This is a genomic window from Streptomyces sp. NPDC045846 (assembly GCF_056431605.1).
Map to the genome: position 1 here is coordinate 1 of NZ_JBWKKJ010000034.1, position 14499 is coordinate 14499.

The 14499-nt window shown below is 69.0% G+C and carries 10 protein-coding genes; 6 read left to right on the plus strand and 4 right to left on the minus strand.

The features are described from left to right. Positions 1 to 111: 111 nt before the first annotated feature. Both AC07F3_RS41105 and AC07F3_RS41110 read right to left on the minus strand, forming a co-directional pair. Positions 112 to 237 (minus strand): hypothetical protein, encoded by a 126-nt coding sequence (locus AC07F3_RS41105; protein WP_479120149.1) that lies wholly within the window; start codon positions 235 to 237, stop codon positions 112 to 114. Beyond that, the gene (locus AC07F3_RS41110) at positions 234 to 3323 is read right to left on the minus strand and encodes a putative Ig domain-containing protein (protein ID WP_479120150.1); all 3090 of its coding nucleotides are present in this window, start codon (positions 3321 to 3323) and stop codon (positions 234 to 236) included. Before AC07F3_RS41110 ends, AC07F3_RS41105 begins: the two co-directional genes overlap by 4 nt. Before the next feature lie 284 nt (positions 3324 to 3607). On the opposite strand from AC07F3_RS41110, the gene rpmF reads away from it, so the two are divergent. Together rpmF and rpsR are read left to right on the plus strand one after the other, a co-directional pair. Next, positions 3608 to 3778 carry a 50S ribosomal protein L32 gene (rpmF, locus tag AC07F3_RS41115; protein ID WP_479120152.1) on the plus strand — a complete coding sequence of 57 codons (171 nt, stop codon included), beginning with the start codon at positions 3608 to 3610 and terminating at the stop codon, positions 3776 to 3778. Between the two features lie 223 nt (positions 3779 to 4001). Then, a complete protein-coding gene (rpsR, locus tag AC07F3_RS41120) occupies positions 4002 to 4244 on the plus strand; it encodes a 30S ribosomal protein S18 (RefSeq protein WP_479120153.1) in 243 nt (80 codons plus the stop codon). Between the two features lie 662 nt (positions 4245 to 4906). Here rpsR and AC07F3_RS41125 read toward each other — a convergent pair. Both AC07F3_RS41125 and AC07F3_RS41130 read right to left on the minus strand, forming a co-directional pair. After that, positions 4907 to 5884 carry a magnesium transporter CorA family protein gene (locus tag AC07F3_RS41125; RefSeq protein ID WP_479120154.1) on the minus strand — a complete coding sequence of 326 codons (978 nt, stop codon included), beginning with the start codon at positions 5882 to 5884 and terminating at the stop codon, positions 4907 to 4909. 267 nt (positions 5885 to 6151) lie between these two features. Next, positions 6152 to 6667, minus strand: coding sequence for a hypothetical protein (locus tag AC07F3_RS41130; RefSeq protein WP_479120156.1), 516 nt, complete (start codon positions 6665 to 6667; stop codon positions 6152 to 6154). A gap of 1031 nt (positions 6668 to 7698) precedes the next feature. On the opposite strand from AC07F3_RS41130, the gene AC07F3_RS41135 reads away from it, so the two are divergent. The 4 genes from AC07F3_RS41135 to AC07F3_RS41150 all read left to right on the plus strand — a co-directional run bounded on the left by AC07F3_RS41135 (position 7699) and on the right by AC07F3_RS41150 (position 14388). Continuing rightward, a complete protein-coding gene (locus tag AC07F3_RS41135) occupies positions 7699 to 11646 on the plus strand; it encodes a Pls/PosA family non-ribosomal peptide synthetase (protein ID WP_479120158.1) in 3948 nt (1315 codons plus the stop codon). 160 nt (positions 11647 to 11806) lie between these two features. Continuing rightward, the gene (locus AC07F3_RS41140) at positions 11807 to 12082 is read left to right on the plus strand and encodes a hypothetical protein (RefSeq protein WP_479120159.1); all 276 of its coding nucleotides are present in this window, start codon (positions 11807 to 11809) and stop codon (positions 12080 to 12082) included. An 83-nt stretch (positions 12083 to 12165) separates the two neighbouring features. Beyond that, on the plus strand, positions 12166 to 13209 hold the full coding sequence (locus tag AC07F3_RS41145) for an AraC family transcriptional regulator (protein ID WP_479120160.1): 1044 nt from the start codon (positions 12166 to 12168) through the stop codon (positions 13207 to 13209). Positions 13210 to 13935: 726 nt separating this feature from the next. Beyond that, positions 13936 to 14388, plus strand: coding sequence for an RICIN domain-containing protein (locus AC07F3_RS41150; protein WP_479120162.1), 453 nt, complete (start codon positions 13936 to 13938; stop codon positions 14386 to 14388). Positions 14389 to 14499 lie beyond the last annotated feature (111 nt).

The window sequence follows — 14499 nt, forward strand, 5'->3', positions numbered from 1 at the left end:
ACCCCCCCCCCCCCCCCCCCCCCCCCCCCCCCCCCCCCCCCCCCCCCCCCCCCCCCCCCCCCCCCCCCCCCCCCCCCCCCGCCGCCTAGATCGGTGAGTTGTTCTCTTGAGCTATCGGCTGCCCGGCACCAACAGGTTGCCGGGCAGCCGGGGGAACGCCCAGCAGGCCCGGCGGGTCCCGCTCAGCCCGGCCGCGCGGACGAGGCTGACGGGCACGATGGCCCGAGAGCCCGTCACAGGGTCAGGGTGAGGGTGAAGGCTTGGGTTGCGGTGCCCACGGTGTTCTTTGCGGTGAGGACCAGGTGGTAGGTACCGGGGAGGAGGGCGGTGCCGGTGATGGTCGCCGTTCCGTTGTTCGCCGGGGTGAACTTGAAGCCCGGTGGCAGGGTGCCGCTCTCGGTGAGGGCCGCGGCCGGGCTGCCCGTGGTGGTGACCGTGAAGCTGAGCGGGGCCAGTATTCCGGCGCTCGCGCTGGACTTGCTCGTAAAGGACGGGGCCTGACTGACGGTGAGGGTCAAGGCATGGGTGGCCTTGCCCGCGCTATTGGCGGCGTTGACGGTCAGCGGGTAGCTGCCGCCGCTTCCGGCCGCCGGGGTACCCGCGAGGGTGGCGGTGCCGTCGCCGTTGTCCTTGAAGGTGAGCCCCGGCGGCAGGGCCCCGGACTCCGTGAGCGCCGGAGCCGGGGTGCCCGTGGTGGTGATGGTGGTGCTGTACGCCGTACCGACCGTGGCGGTCGCGGTGGCCGGCCCGGTGATCACCGGTGCGGTGCCGCTCCCGGGCACGGTGACGGTGATCGCGCTTCCGGCGCCCACCGGGGCCCAGGCGGATCGGGTGCCGCCGTAGGACTCGCCGAAGGCAGCGCCGTTGACGGTGCTGCCGTCCGGGACGGTGACCGGCACCGATACCGCGGAACCACCGGAGTTGCTGATCACGACGGAGCCGCTCTGCACTGAGGCCGTGACCGTTCCGGTGTCCTTCGCGGCGGCCCAGGCCGCGGACTCGGCCAGTACCTGGGACTGGCTGGCGTCGGTCATCTGGACCAGCGGCGCCGTGTACCAACTCGCGTACTGTGCCTGCATGTTGCTCAGCAGGCTCAGCAGGGTGTAACCGTAGTCGGACGTCGTGCCGCCCACGGTCTGGGTGGCCGGGCCGATCAGGTTGGACTGGTGGGCGTAGTTCATCCGCGGGTCGTCCGCCAGGACATGACCGAGCATGATCCTGGACTCGGTGGAGAGCACGGTGGCCTCGGTGGCCGGAGTGGTGGTACAGGTCGTGGACGGGGTGTTGGAGCACTTCCCCGTCTCGGCGGGATACTGGCTGTCTCCGATCGAAGTACCGGCGGCGACATAGGCGGTGTTGTATTCGTTGAGCTCGTCGGGCCAGTTGGCAGCGTTGTAGTAGATGTTGCTCGGGTACCGCGGCGCGGAGGCGGCGCTGTTGCTGGCTCCCGCAGAGCTGGTGCCGGAGATGGTGTACGACTGGGGCTGGCGCGAGGCGTCGGCGCCGAAGACCGTGATGCCGGTGTCGGCGAAGGCCCGCGGGGTGTTGGGGTTCTCCAGACCGGAGTGTTCGCCGGTGACGAGAGAGTGGGTGCTGAAGTTCGTCAGACCGTTGTTGGCGGCGAAGGCGTCGTCCAGACCGATCTCCTGCTCAATGCTGGAGTCGGGGCTGGCGCTGGTCGCCGGCACCCAGCCGGCGGCGTTCGCGCACCCGATGCCCGGGTCGGTGGCGGTCGGGTAGGTGGCGGTGCTGCCGGGGCCGCCGCCCGGGGCGTTGGTGCCGGTGTCGGTGAAGGAGTAGGTGGTGGCGGCGCCGGTCGGGTCCTCCTTGACCTGGCCGACCAGGCCGAAGCTGCTGGAACCGGCCGGGGCGCGGTAGATGTTGTAGCCCCAGAAGCCGCTGCCGCCGGAGTACTGCGACTCGAGTTTCGCCAGGCTCGGTCCGCCGCCGTTGGGGGCGTCGGGCCAGGACAGCGCGACCGATCCATTCGCCGCGACCGTGACCTGCTGCGGGATCGAGGGCTCCGACTCACCGTAGGCGGTCGCGGCGGTGACCTCGTAGCTGTAGCCGCCCGCGGCCAGCGCCCCGCCCGCCTGTGCGGCAGGTGCGTTCGCGGGCTGCGGAGCTGCGACCGTGCAGCCCAGGAACATGTGCGACCAAGTGTGGGTGATCCAGTTGAACGACGCCTGCTGCTTGAGCAGTTCGTTCACGAAGGCCGCGTCGTCGGGATATCCGGGATCGGCCTGGTGGCCCGGGTCGGTGTAGGTCGTGCCGTTCACCGTGGTGCTGCCCGAGCAGTTCGCGCTCGACGCCGCACCCGCGGTGGGTGCGGTGCACGCGCCGATGGCGTTGAAGGCGAACTCCAGCTTGATGCCGGTCTGCTTCTCCCAGTTGGCCACGTAGTCCACGTCCGCGGCGCTCATCTGCGTATCGGGCGGGCCGTCGGCCGGATTGCCGCCCACACCCGGCGGGCACAGCACGTCGTTCGGGTTGGTGGCCGCCGGGGTGCACTGGTACTTGTTGCTCCACTCGTTGTCGGCGATGAACACGTCGTCGACGTCCTGTCCGAAGTAGTTCCGGTACAGGCCCAGATGGGTGTTCTGCGTGACCCAGTTGATCAAGCCAGGGGCCAGGAGCAGCCACGGCAACTGGGTTCGGTTGTAGTTGAAGGTCAGTGCCAGCTCTGCGACGCCGGCCTGCGCGTCGGTGGCCGGGTGCTGATAGACGGCGGCCAGCGTCTGACCGGCCGCGTTCTGTATCCAGGGCGTGACGGGGGCGCCGCTCACAGGGGTGGCGGGATAGCCGTAGGCCCCGGCCTCGAACGGCACCGGGCCTTTCAGCTCCGGCAGCGCCGACAGGCCGGAAGCCGTCAGCTGGGCGGTGCCGCTCATCGCGCCCGATCCGGCGGCGGTCAGTCCCACCGAGGCCGAGGGATACACGTATCCGTCAACCTGCCGCACGCCGAAACTCGATTCGTAACTGTCCAGGGCCGTCAGCTGCCCCGAACTCAACCAGGCAGGTGAGTCCGCGAACACCACGCCGTTGAAGTAGCCGTGCGCACCGCTGGACAGCGTGGGCAGCGACACCGTTTCGCTGCCCACGTCACCGGTGGCCGTCGCGAGGCTGTACGCGACCCCCTCGGTGTCCAGGGCGTTCTCCCACGCCTCCGTGGTCGGGTCTCCTTGGCCGGAACCGATCAGGAGCACCTTCAGGTCCAGCTGAGGAGCTGTGTCCGCGAAGGCCGGCACCGCCGCCTGCGCGGTCGTCAGTAACGTGACCGCGGCCACCCCGGCAACGGCCCATCGTGCTGCGTGTCTCATCATCGTGCGCCTCCCCATCTCCTCGTGTCCCGCCCGGCCCAACTGCCCGGCCAGGCAACTACCACAGCATCCGAGTCCGTACAGGCGTTGATGGCGGACATGGGAATAAGCGGAGAAGAGCTTCATCTGCCATTGCCCACCGGGGCGGTCGACGGCCCGGGAGGAGAGCCTCCGGCGGGGTGCGGAGGTCCTGGCCGTCGGCGGTGATCCGATTCAACGACACTTGGTAATGGTATCCATTTTCATGTAGCTTCGTCTCGTCAGATCGCCCATCCCAGGAGGTCCACATGGCCGTGCCCAAGCGCAAAACGTCCCGCAGCAACACACGTCATCGCCGTGCACAGTGGAAGGCCACCACGCCCCGCCTCGTTCCCATCACCGTGAACGGCACGCCCTATCTGGTCCCGCAGCGACTCATCAAGGCGTACGAGCGCGGCCTCCTTCACCCTGACCACTGAGCAGTACGACCCGGAATCCCGCTCGTTCCGATCCAATTGCGGTGTCCTGTCCGGCTTCCTCAACGCGAGCAAGACCGCACCGCCGGATCTCGCCCTCATCGACGAACCTCCGCGACCCGCCTGGCCGGACGACCTGAATGGATGTCCGGCCTGTCTGCTCGACTCCGAAAAAGCCAGCCCCACGCACACAGAGACCGACCAACCGGCCACATGAGGAGCCCACATGACCCGGCGCGCCAACACCGACAAGCCGACGAAGGCCCACCATAACCCGCTCGTCGCCGCCGGCATCACCTACATCGACTACAAGGACACCGATCTGCTGCGCAGGTTCATCTCCGACCGGGGAAAGATCCGCAGCCGACGCGTCACCCACGTCACCCCTCAGCAGCAGCGGCAGCTCGCGACAGTCATCAAGAACGCCCGCGAGATGGCCCTTCTCCCCTACTCCAGCCGACGGGACTGACGTCGCTCACGCAGCGCGCGCCACGGGTGAGTTCGCCCATGCCGAAGGGGCTGTCGGCAGCGAGCGGGCCTGGACCCGGGCGGACGCGTTCACCGCCGCGCTGATGCCCCTGCTCAACGCGGCTCTCGCATCCACCGTAGTGAACGATCGGCCATCTCAGGGGACCACACCATGACCACCACTGCGCCCGCCGCCAACGTCCGTGCCCTCGGCCTGACATGCCTACTCATGAACTGAGGCCGGACCCGGCACTGCTGTGGGGAACCCCTGGTGGACCTGCCCCCCGACCACGAGCCCCCTCTCCCCGCTATCAGCAGTTGCGCTATATCCGGCAACGATGCAGGTCGAAGGCTGATCGGGGTGGGAGAGCGCTGGTGGTCGCGGTCAACTGCCGCAGCAAAGGCGGCAGTTCTCGTCGTCCGAGTCTCCCTCAGAGGCCGAGCCGCTCAACGTTCGAGAGCTTGAGGAGGTGCGCGATTGACGGGCGATGGTTCCGCGCGGCGGCGGGGCCGGTGAGGGCACATCAGGCGGGGTATCGTGCGCCGCTCAGCGCGCTCGCGGTGACCGGGTGCGCCCACGGAGGGGGCCGCGACGCCGGTTTGTCGCCCGCCTCCAGGAGGCGGGCGACGCGGCGCATCCAAGGCACACTGCCTTGGAGTGCGTCAGATCCAGTCCCTGCGTTTGAAGGCGGTGTACAGGACCACGGACAGAATGACGATGGCAGCGGTCGAAGCGATGAACCCCGTCTGGGTGTTGAATCCGGGATAGGGGACGTTCTGCCCGTAGAAGCCGGTGATGGCGGTTGGCACGGCGATGATGGAGGCCCAGCTGGTGACCTTCTTCATGATGAGGTTCATGCGGTTGCCCTGGACCGTCAGGTTGGTCTCCATGATGGAAGCGATCATGTCCCGCAGCGATTCGGTCCACTCCCCCGCCCGCAGCACGTGGTCGTAGACATCCTGGTAGTACGGAAGCAGCGGCTCAGCCACGATGTGCAGGTCACGGCGCAGCAGGCTGTTGACCACCTCACGCATGGGCAGGACCAGGCGCCGCAGCCTGGAGAGGCTTTTGCGTAGCTGGTAGGAGCTGCGCTGGACAGTGTCGATCTGTTGGCGGCCTTCTTCGAAGAGCAGGTCCTCCACGGCTTCGACGCGGTCGTCAAGGTCTTGCACCGCTTCGAAGTATCCGTCGACGATGTGGTCGAGGAGTCCGTGCAGTAGGTAGCCCACGCCGTATTTGGCCAAGTCCGCGTTACTGTCCCAGCGCTCGACAACCTCCTCCATGTCGAAGTTCTCGTCGGGACGGACCGTAATGAGCGCCGTCTCGGTCACGAAGACCGACAGCTCGCTCGTGTAGAGACCACCGGTGTCCGGGTCGGTGCACACGGCGTAGGTGCTGAGGAAGGCGTGCGTGCGGTACCGGTCCAGCTTGGGCCGCTGGTGGTCGTGTCGAGCATCCTCGACCGCCAGTTCATGGAGCCCGAACTCTTCACTGATCATGGCGAAGTCAGCAGGACCCGGCGCACTCAGGTCGAGCCAGACCGCCACTCCCGGTTCAGTGATGTATTCGGATATGTCCTCGGCGGGGAAGTCCTCCAGCGCCAGAACGCCGTTGCGGTACAGCCGTGTTCGTGTCGTCAAGATCTACAGCCTTAAAGATGGTGGAGGGCAGAGCGGACATAGTCAGACCGGGCGATCCCGGAGCCCCTGCGGCAGACGCCTGCCCTCTTCCCGGTAGCTACAACGGATGGGGGCCCGGTCGTTTGAATGGCAGGACCAGCGGCCTCTGTTGGAGGAAGACCACACCATGCCAGGGCATGGGCTCAGTGCTGAGCCCATGCCGGCCTCCTCAACAGGCGGCCGAAACCACGGCGCTGGGGCGATCGACTCCGGCGGGGGCGGCCGTCGTTACCGCAGGGCGTCGGGGGGCGGAGTGTCGGCATTACCGCCTGGGGCCCCGCGAATGCCCTGGTGAACCTGGTGAGAGGCGATCCACTGCTGGACGGTCTGCACGGAGAGCTGGGCGTCTTGTGCGATGTCCTGGAGAGGAACGCCGATGCGCCAAGCGTCCACCGCGGCTTGGTGAAGGGTGGCGAGGCAGGCGTCGAGGTCGCTGAGGACGGCGTCGGCGGACACCTGAGGTGGCCGCTTGGAAAGGCGCTGAGCGGCTTTGCGGACCTCGCGCCGTCGCTCCAGCTGCCGGATCCGGCGGGAGCGAGGAGTCCGGTAGGCGCGTACGGCCGGTCTGGGAGAGCGGCATGTGGCGGCCTTTTCCGCGAGGAGGCACGCCGCCTCAGCCGGAAGACCCACCCAGTCAATGAGGCTCGGGGCGTCGTGGCCCTGGAGGGCAAGAGTCCACGCCGCGTAACAGCTGTTCAGGCTGGGCGGGTTGCTCTGGAGCAGGTGTGGGCGCAGGTCGTCCATCGGGAAGTGGTCCTGGTGTCGCGCGTCGGCGCACGGGCCTACGGGCCCGGGCCCAGAGCCTACCGACGCCCTGATTCGCCGGACCTGTCGGCGGGCCAGGAACAGGGTCAGGGCCACGGCGGCTGTGCCGGCCATCGCACTGACCACCAACGCCCGTGCCGCAGGCGGCGCGTACGCGAGGCTCAACGCTTCGAGCGCTGCGCAGAGACCGACGGTCGATGCAGCCATTGCGACTGCGCCGGGTCGGTGACGTGAGAGCTTCATGCGGCAGGCCCCTGTTCGACAACTGCCCGGATCTAATCACCGCTTGCGCAACTAGGCAAGTATTTCCCGTAGCGACGAAGGCAGACGCGCTCCTCCGAGGCCTCGGCGGAGGCGAGCGCGCACCGGGGAGGGGCAGGACGATCGTGACCAGCCTGCGATCCCCCTGCGGCCCGAGGTCATTCCCCGCGACACCTCTCCACGCCACCGTCACCGCATACCGGGCCGGTCGTGGGCTCTGCCCACGACCTCCACCACATGGTGACCTCACGGCAGGGGCGAAGTCGTCGCGCGGCGGCAGTCCCGTTCCACGACCTGTCCATCCGTAGCTGCACCTGACCCACCGGCAGTGGCAGAGCCGGTTCACCGTTGCGGGCCGGCCGGGACATCTCCCCTCCGGGGGCCGGGCCCACGTGGTCCAGGCCGCCCTCGCAGCCCCGCTGGCCTCAGGGGATGGGGTCGGTACAGCCTGCTCCCGCCAGCCCGGCGATCACAGGACCGCACAGCGACCCGGCGGCTCACGACCATGGGAGTAGTGGTCATTGTCTCCACGGAACCCACTAAACCAACGCCCAATAGACAGAAAACCTTCATATGAGAGTTCCATGAAGAGCCCCCGCTCCGCGTAATCCCGCTACCGGAGTCCGTTAACCTCGCCAAAGGATCGACGCCGAAGCGGTCAACCCTTCGCTGCGCGTCCTGCCTCCCCCGGCCGCAGCACCACGCGTGCGACGCCGCCTCCCACATCGCAGCCCAGCAAGAAAAGGTTGATGGACGTCATCGAGAACCGTGGCACCACTGCCGCGATCTGGCCCGCCGCTCCCGCCGCTTCCGCCCGAACACTGCTCGACATCCTGGTGGCCTCCGCCGAGGCATATCCGCACGCCCCCGCCCTCGACGCGGGCGGCACCGTGCTCGACTACCAGACGCTGATGCACGAGGTGAACGAATTCGCCGGACGGCTGGCGGCATACGGGGTCGGCGCCGGCGACCGGGTCGGCGTCAGGGTGCCCTCGGGGACATCGGACCTCTACATCGCCATCCTGGCCGTGTTGCGGGTCGGCGCCGCCTACGTGCCGGTGGACGCCGACGACCCCGACGAGCGGGCCGCGATGATCTGGGAGGACGCCCAGGTCTGCGCAGTGCTCGGCGCCGGCCGGAGCATCACGCCCAGTCCGACCGTGCGCCCCGGCGGGCGGCCTTCCTGGCCGACCCCGGCCGACGACTGCTGGATCATCTTCACCTCCGGCACCACCGGACGGCCCAAGGGCGTGGCCGTCAGCCACCGCAGTGCCGCGGCCTTCGCGGACGCCGAGGCTCGCATATTCCTCCGAAACGCCCCGCTCGGTCCGGGCGACCGGGTACTGGCCGGACTGTCCGTCGCGTTCGACGCCTCCTGCGAAGAGATGTGGCTGGCCTGGCGGCACGCCGCCTGCCTGGTGCCCGCCCCGCGCGCGCTGGTCAAGACCGGCACCGACCTCGGCCCCTGGCTGGTCGAGCGCGGGATCACCGTGATCTCCACCGTGCCCACGCTGCTCGCGCTGTGGCCGGTGGAGTGTCTGGAGCGGGTCCGCCTGGTCATCGTCGGCGGCGAGTCCTGCCCGCCCGAACTGGTGGAACGCATCGCCTCGCCACACCGCGAGTTCTGGAACACCTACGGCCCGACCGAGACCACCGTCGTCGCCACCGCCGCCCAGATGTTCCCGGGCCAGCCCGTCCGGATCGGTGCTCCGCTGGACGGCTGGGAGATCGCCGTCCTGGACGAGCAGGGCCACCCCGTGCCCTGGGGAGGCACCGGCGAGTTGGTGATCGGCGGCGTCGGCACCGCCCGCTACCTGGACCCGGCCAAGGACGCCGAGAAGTACGGCAGCAGCCCCTACCTGCACAGCCCGCGGGTCTACCGGAGCGGCGACCTGGTCCGCGCCGAGCCCGACGGCCTGATCTTCGTCGGCCGCGCCGACGAGCAGGTCAAGCTGTCCGGCCGCCGGATCGAACTCGGCGAGGTGGACGCGGCGCTCCAGGCCCTGCCGGGCGTGCGCGCCGCCGCCGCGGCCGTGCGCAAGACCCCGGCCGGCGGCGAAATTCTGGTCGGCTATCTGGTGCTGCACCCGGGCGTGCCGTACGACCCCGCCGCCGCCCGTGCCCTGCTGCTTGAGCGGCTGCCACAGGCCTTGGTCCCGGTGCTGGCCACCGTGGACGGGCTGCCGACCAAGACCTCTGGCAAGGTCGACCGCAACGCGCTGCCCTGGCCGCTGGCCACCTCCGGCCCCGGCCCGTCGGCCGCGGGTCCGCTCCCGACGGGTACGGCCAGGTGGCTGGCCGAGCAGTGGGAGGCCCTGCTCGGCACTCCGGTCGGCGCCGACGCCGACTTCTTCGCGCTGGGCGGCACCAGCCTGGCCGCGGCGAAGCTGGTCTCGGTGCTGCGCACCCGCTGCCCCGGCATCTCCGTCGCGGACGTATACGCCCACCCCGGCCTGCTTGACCTCGCCGCCAAGCTGGACGAGCTCAGTGGCCCGGCCCGCCAGGCAAGGAAGGTGCGTCCGACCCCGCGCCGGGTGGGCGTGATCCAGTTCCTGGTCCTCACCGTCCTCTACACGATCAGCAGCCTGCGCTGGGTGATCGGCCTGGCGGCCCTGGACGACCTGACCTTCGGGACCCTGCGCTGGGCGCCACACACGTCCTGGTGGGTGATCCTGGCCGGCTGGCTCCTCATGTCCAGCGCGCCCGCCCGCCTGGTGATCGGCGCCGGCGCGGCCCGGATGCTGACCGCCGGCATCAAGCCGGGCAGTCACCCGCGCGGCGGCTCGGTGCACCTGCGGATCTGGACCGCCGAGCGGGTGGTCACCATGTTCAACGTCGCCTCCCTGATGGGAACTCCCTGGGCCGGACGCTACGCCCGGCTCCTCGGCTGCAAGGTCGGCAAGAACGTCCACCTGCACGCGATGCCGTCGGTGACCGGCCTGGTCAAGCTCGGCGAAGGCTGCTCGATCGAGCCGGAGGTCGACATCACCGGCTACTGGCTGGACGGCGACATCCTGCACCTCGGCGCGCTGGAGGTCGGCGCGGAGTCCCGGGTCGGCACCCGCTCCACACTTCTGCCGGGCGCCAGGGTGGGCGCCCGGGCCGAGGTCGCCCCGGGCAGCGCGGTGCTCGGCACGGTCGCCGACGGCGAATACTGGCACGGCTCCCCCGCCCGCCCCTCGGGCCGTCCCGCGAACGGCTGGCCCGCGCCGGACCACCGACGCTTCCGCCGCTGGGACCTGATGTACGGCGTCGCACTGCTCGGCTTCGGCCTGCTGCCACTGATCGCGGCGGCACCGTCGCTGCTGCTGCTCTACCCGCTGATCGACCACGACAGGACGCTCGTCCCCGCGATCCTCCAGATGATCGTCGCCACGCCACTGCTGGTCCTGGTCTCGCTGGCCACCTACTCGCTGCTGCTGATACTCATCATCCGGCTGCTCAGCATTCCCATCAGGCCCGGGTACCACCCGGCACACGGCAAGGTCGCCTGGTGCACCTGGATCGTCTCCAGCCTGATGAACAGCGCGCGCGGCACCCTGTTCCCCTACTACGCCAGCCTGTTCACCCCGGTCTGGCTGCGTCTGCTCGGTGCGAAGGTCGGCCGCCGGGTGGAAGCGTCCACCGTGCTGACCGTCCCCAAGCTGATGCGGGTGGACGATGGTGCCTTCCTCGCCGACGACACTTTGATCGCGCCGTACGAGGTGCGGGGCGGCTGGTTGCGCATCGACGCCTCACGGGTGGGTCGCCGGTCCTTCGTCGGCAACTCCGGCATCGTCGGCCCGGGCCGCGAACTGCCCGACAACGCCCTGGTCGGCGTGCTCGCGGACGCCCCCGAGCGCTCCGAGCCCGGCTCGTCCTGGCTCGGTCGCCCCGCCATCGCGCTCCCGCGCACCGCCGAGGGCGGCGACCCGAGCCGCACCTACAACCCGCTGCGCCGGCTGATGCTGGCCCGCGCCGTGGTCGAGCTGTGCCGTTTCCTGCCGATCGTGTGCACCGCGCTGCTCGGCGACGTCGCCTTCGGTGCCCTCCAGGACGTGGTGGACCGTTTCGGCCTGGCGGCCGGGGTGGCCGGCGGCGGGCTGATCCTGCTCGGCCTCGGCGTGGTCGCCTGTGCGATGACGACACTGGCCAAGTGGCTGTTGGTCGGCCGGTTCAAGGTGTCCGAGCACCCGCTGTGGTCCAGCTTCGTGTGGCGCAACGAGCTGTACGACGTCTTCGTCGAGGAAGTCGCCATGCCGTGGCTCGGCAGCACACTGATCGGCACGCCGTTCCTGAACATCTGGCTGCGCAGTCTGGGCGCGAAGATCGGGCGCGGCGTGTGGTGCGAAACGCACTGGCTGCCGGAGACCGATCTGATCACGCTGGAGGACGGTGTCAGTGTGAACCGGGGCACCGTGCTGCAGACCCACCTCTTCCACGACCGCGTGATGCGCCTGGACACCGTCCACCTGCGGGAAGGAGCCACCCTCGGCCCGCACTCGATCGCGTTGCCCGGCTCCCTGCTCGGTGCAGCCTCCGCGGTCGGCGCCCACTCCTTGGTGATGCGCGGCGAAGAACTCCCGGGCGGCACCCGCTGGCTGGGCAACCCCGTCGCCGCCTGGCCGTCCGGCGGCCCCGAGGCCCAGACCCACCGGCACTCGTCGGGTCGCCACCGCGCGCGCCGGGCGCCGGCCCCCGAGCGGGTTGGAGTCTAGGCAGAGCCAAGCGGGTGCGACGGGCCCAGCGCGCGGATGGGCTCGTCGGCCGGACCTGGGGCGAGTGCGCTCGACGATCGGGGTGCGTTCGTGGCTCGCCCAGTCTCTCCTCCCGACAGCGGCCGTGCGTGCCCGACCGGACCGGTGATCTCCCCCTCCGATGACGGCTGCCAGCCACGAACTGACCGACTCCATCGGTGAGTTCGGCCTCCGGCTGTCGGCAGACCGGACTCGCCAGCGCGGGGGACACCGCACTCGCCGGTCCTTCTTCGCCACCCTCAAAAGAGAGTTGGTCGGCGAGCGGTCCCTGGACCAGCAGGCCGCGGCCCACACAGCGATCTTCGGGTGGGCCGAAGACTGGTACAACATACGCAGGCTGCGCAGCAGTCTCGGCTACCGCGGCCCCGCCGACTACGAGCGCGTCCTGGCGGCCTGACCAACGCATCGACGGCGTCCGTCACAGCGAAGCCAGCTCACCGGTGGCGTCCTTCGCACGCGAAGACGCTGGGAAGGAAGTTCATGCCGGGGGTAGACGCCGAAGGCGGTGACCACGCGGGGGCCGTCAGCTTCGAGCAGTGGAGCGAGGCCTTGGGCCGGTCGCGGGCCGCGGAGATGACCAGCGACCATGCCGCCACCTTCACGGCAACGGTGCGGCAGGCCCAGATGGGTCCCGTGACGGCCCTCGGGACCGCTTTCCCGTCCCTCCACGTCAAACGGACGAGCCCCATGATCCGTAGATGCGACGAAGAGCTGTACCACGTGACGGTGCTGACGGCGGGCCGCGGCATCGTGTCCCATTCCGGCTCCGCCCCCGCCCAGCCACTCTCCACCGGACAAGTGCACCTGGTGGCCAGCTCCGAACCGTACGAGTCAAGGTTCTGGGGAACCTCCGACAGCGGGCAGAAACCTCCGCTAGTCGAGGGCATCGGCCTCGACCTGCCCATGTCGCTACTCCCCGTGTCCTCCCACAGGATCCGACGGCTCGTCGGCCGCGCGCTGCCCGCTGAGCAGGGCGTCGGCGCCATACTCACGACGTTCCTGCTCGCCCTGGACCGCCAGATGCCGACACTGCGCCCCGTCGACGCTGCTCGCCTCGGCACCGTGGCGGTCGACCTGCTGGCCGCCTTCCTGACCAGAGAACTCGACGACGAGGACGCCCTGCCTCAGGAAACACGGATGCGAACCATGCTGCACGAGATGCGCGCCTTCGTGCGCGAGCACCTCCACGACCCGGAACTGTCGCCCTCCACGATCGCCGCGGCGCACCACGTCTCGCTGAGCTATCTCCACCGCAACTTCACCCGCGAGTCCCAAGGCACCACCCTCGCGGCCTTCATACGCCGCCAGCGGCTCCAACGGGCCTATCACGACCTCATGGATCCCCGTCTGCGCGCTCTGCCCATCCACGTCATCGCCGCACGCTGCGGAATCGTCCAGGCCCCGACCTTCACGAGAGCCTTCAAAGCCGCCTACGGCATTTCGCCCTCCGACCATCGCGATGAGGCCGCCACACGGCTCTCCCACCCCGTCGACCCGGGAGAGCGGCCGCCGTTGCCCTTCTGAACAGCTCGGTCGGGACAGCAGTTCGCAGCGCATTGCTCGCTGGATCCCTGCTCCTCGCGGTAGTTGGTGCCGCTCCTGAACCACATGTGGTCGTTCGGCACAGGCACCGGCGGCAACGGAGCCGGGCCAGGACAGACTTTTACGGCGACATCGCCTCAGGTGTGGCAAGCCGTTGGGGCGGGGGGTAGAAACCTCCTCGACCAGTTGTGGACGGATCGTCAAGGGCTCTGCACGCATGGGCAAGACCCCCGCGCCCAGAGCCACATAGTGTCCCGACCGAGGACTCGGCGTTCAGAAGACGGCCACGAGGCCGATGTCGCTGAGGTAAGAGGAGTACCCGAATGAAGCGTGCGGCTCAGGAAGCCCTGACCGCAATGGCTCTCCAGGCTCTGGTACTGCCACTGGCACATCCAGCGGCTACCGGAGGCCAGGTCGAGCCGTCGACGCTCGCTGGTTGAGCCGGACGAATAGGACTGGCGACACAAAGTCTGCGCATCACCGACGCCCTGAGCGACTTGCCTTGAGGCCACTCGTGCTCAACGGCCACAGTCCCGGTGACCGGCCCTGTTTATGGCGGCCTGCAATCACCAGCGGCCTGGGTGCACCTCGTACGAACACCGACGACTCCTTGTCGTCACATCGAAATTGTTGAGGAGAAATTCAGTGAAGATGACAACGCGCGCGGCCTTTCGGGCTGGGGCAGTGGCTGCGTCCACCGCACTGGCAGTGACATTGGCGGGTGCCTCGCCGGCGAGCGCCACGTATCACACATTCCTGATCAACGGCGCGAGCGGCAAGTGCCTGGAAGTGCCCGGCGGCAATTACAGCGATGGAGCGCCAGTCCAGCAGTGGGACTGCAATCGGGGCGACAACCAGAAGTGGGTCGTCTATCCCACGAGCGACGGATACAGCACGCTCGTGAACTTCCAGAGTGGGGACTGCCTCGACGTTCCCTGGCTCAGCACTGACAAGGGAGCCCGGTTGCAGCAGTGGTCGTGCAACGGCGGTGACAACCAGAAGTGGGTCGTCTCGGGAAGAGACTCCGCGGGCGAGGTCACCCTCAGGAACAAGAACAGCTGGCTGCTCATCGACAACCCGAACTCCAGCACCTCCAACGGCACCCAGATGATCCAGTGGCCGTACAACTACGGGCGGAACCAGTTCTGGAAGTCCGTCTAATACATTCGCTTGGTTCTCGTTCTGGTGCGGGGGCGGCCACTGACGGTACAGATGCCGTCCCAGCACCGCGGGAGACCTTGTCGTCCGTCGGAGACTAAACAATGAGTCAGA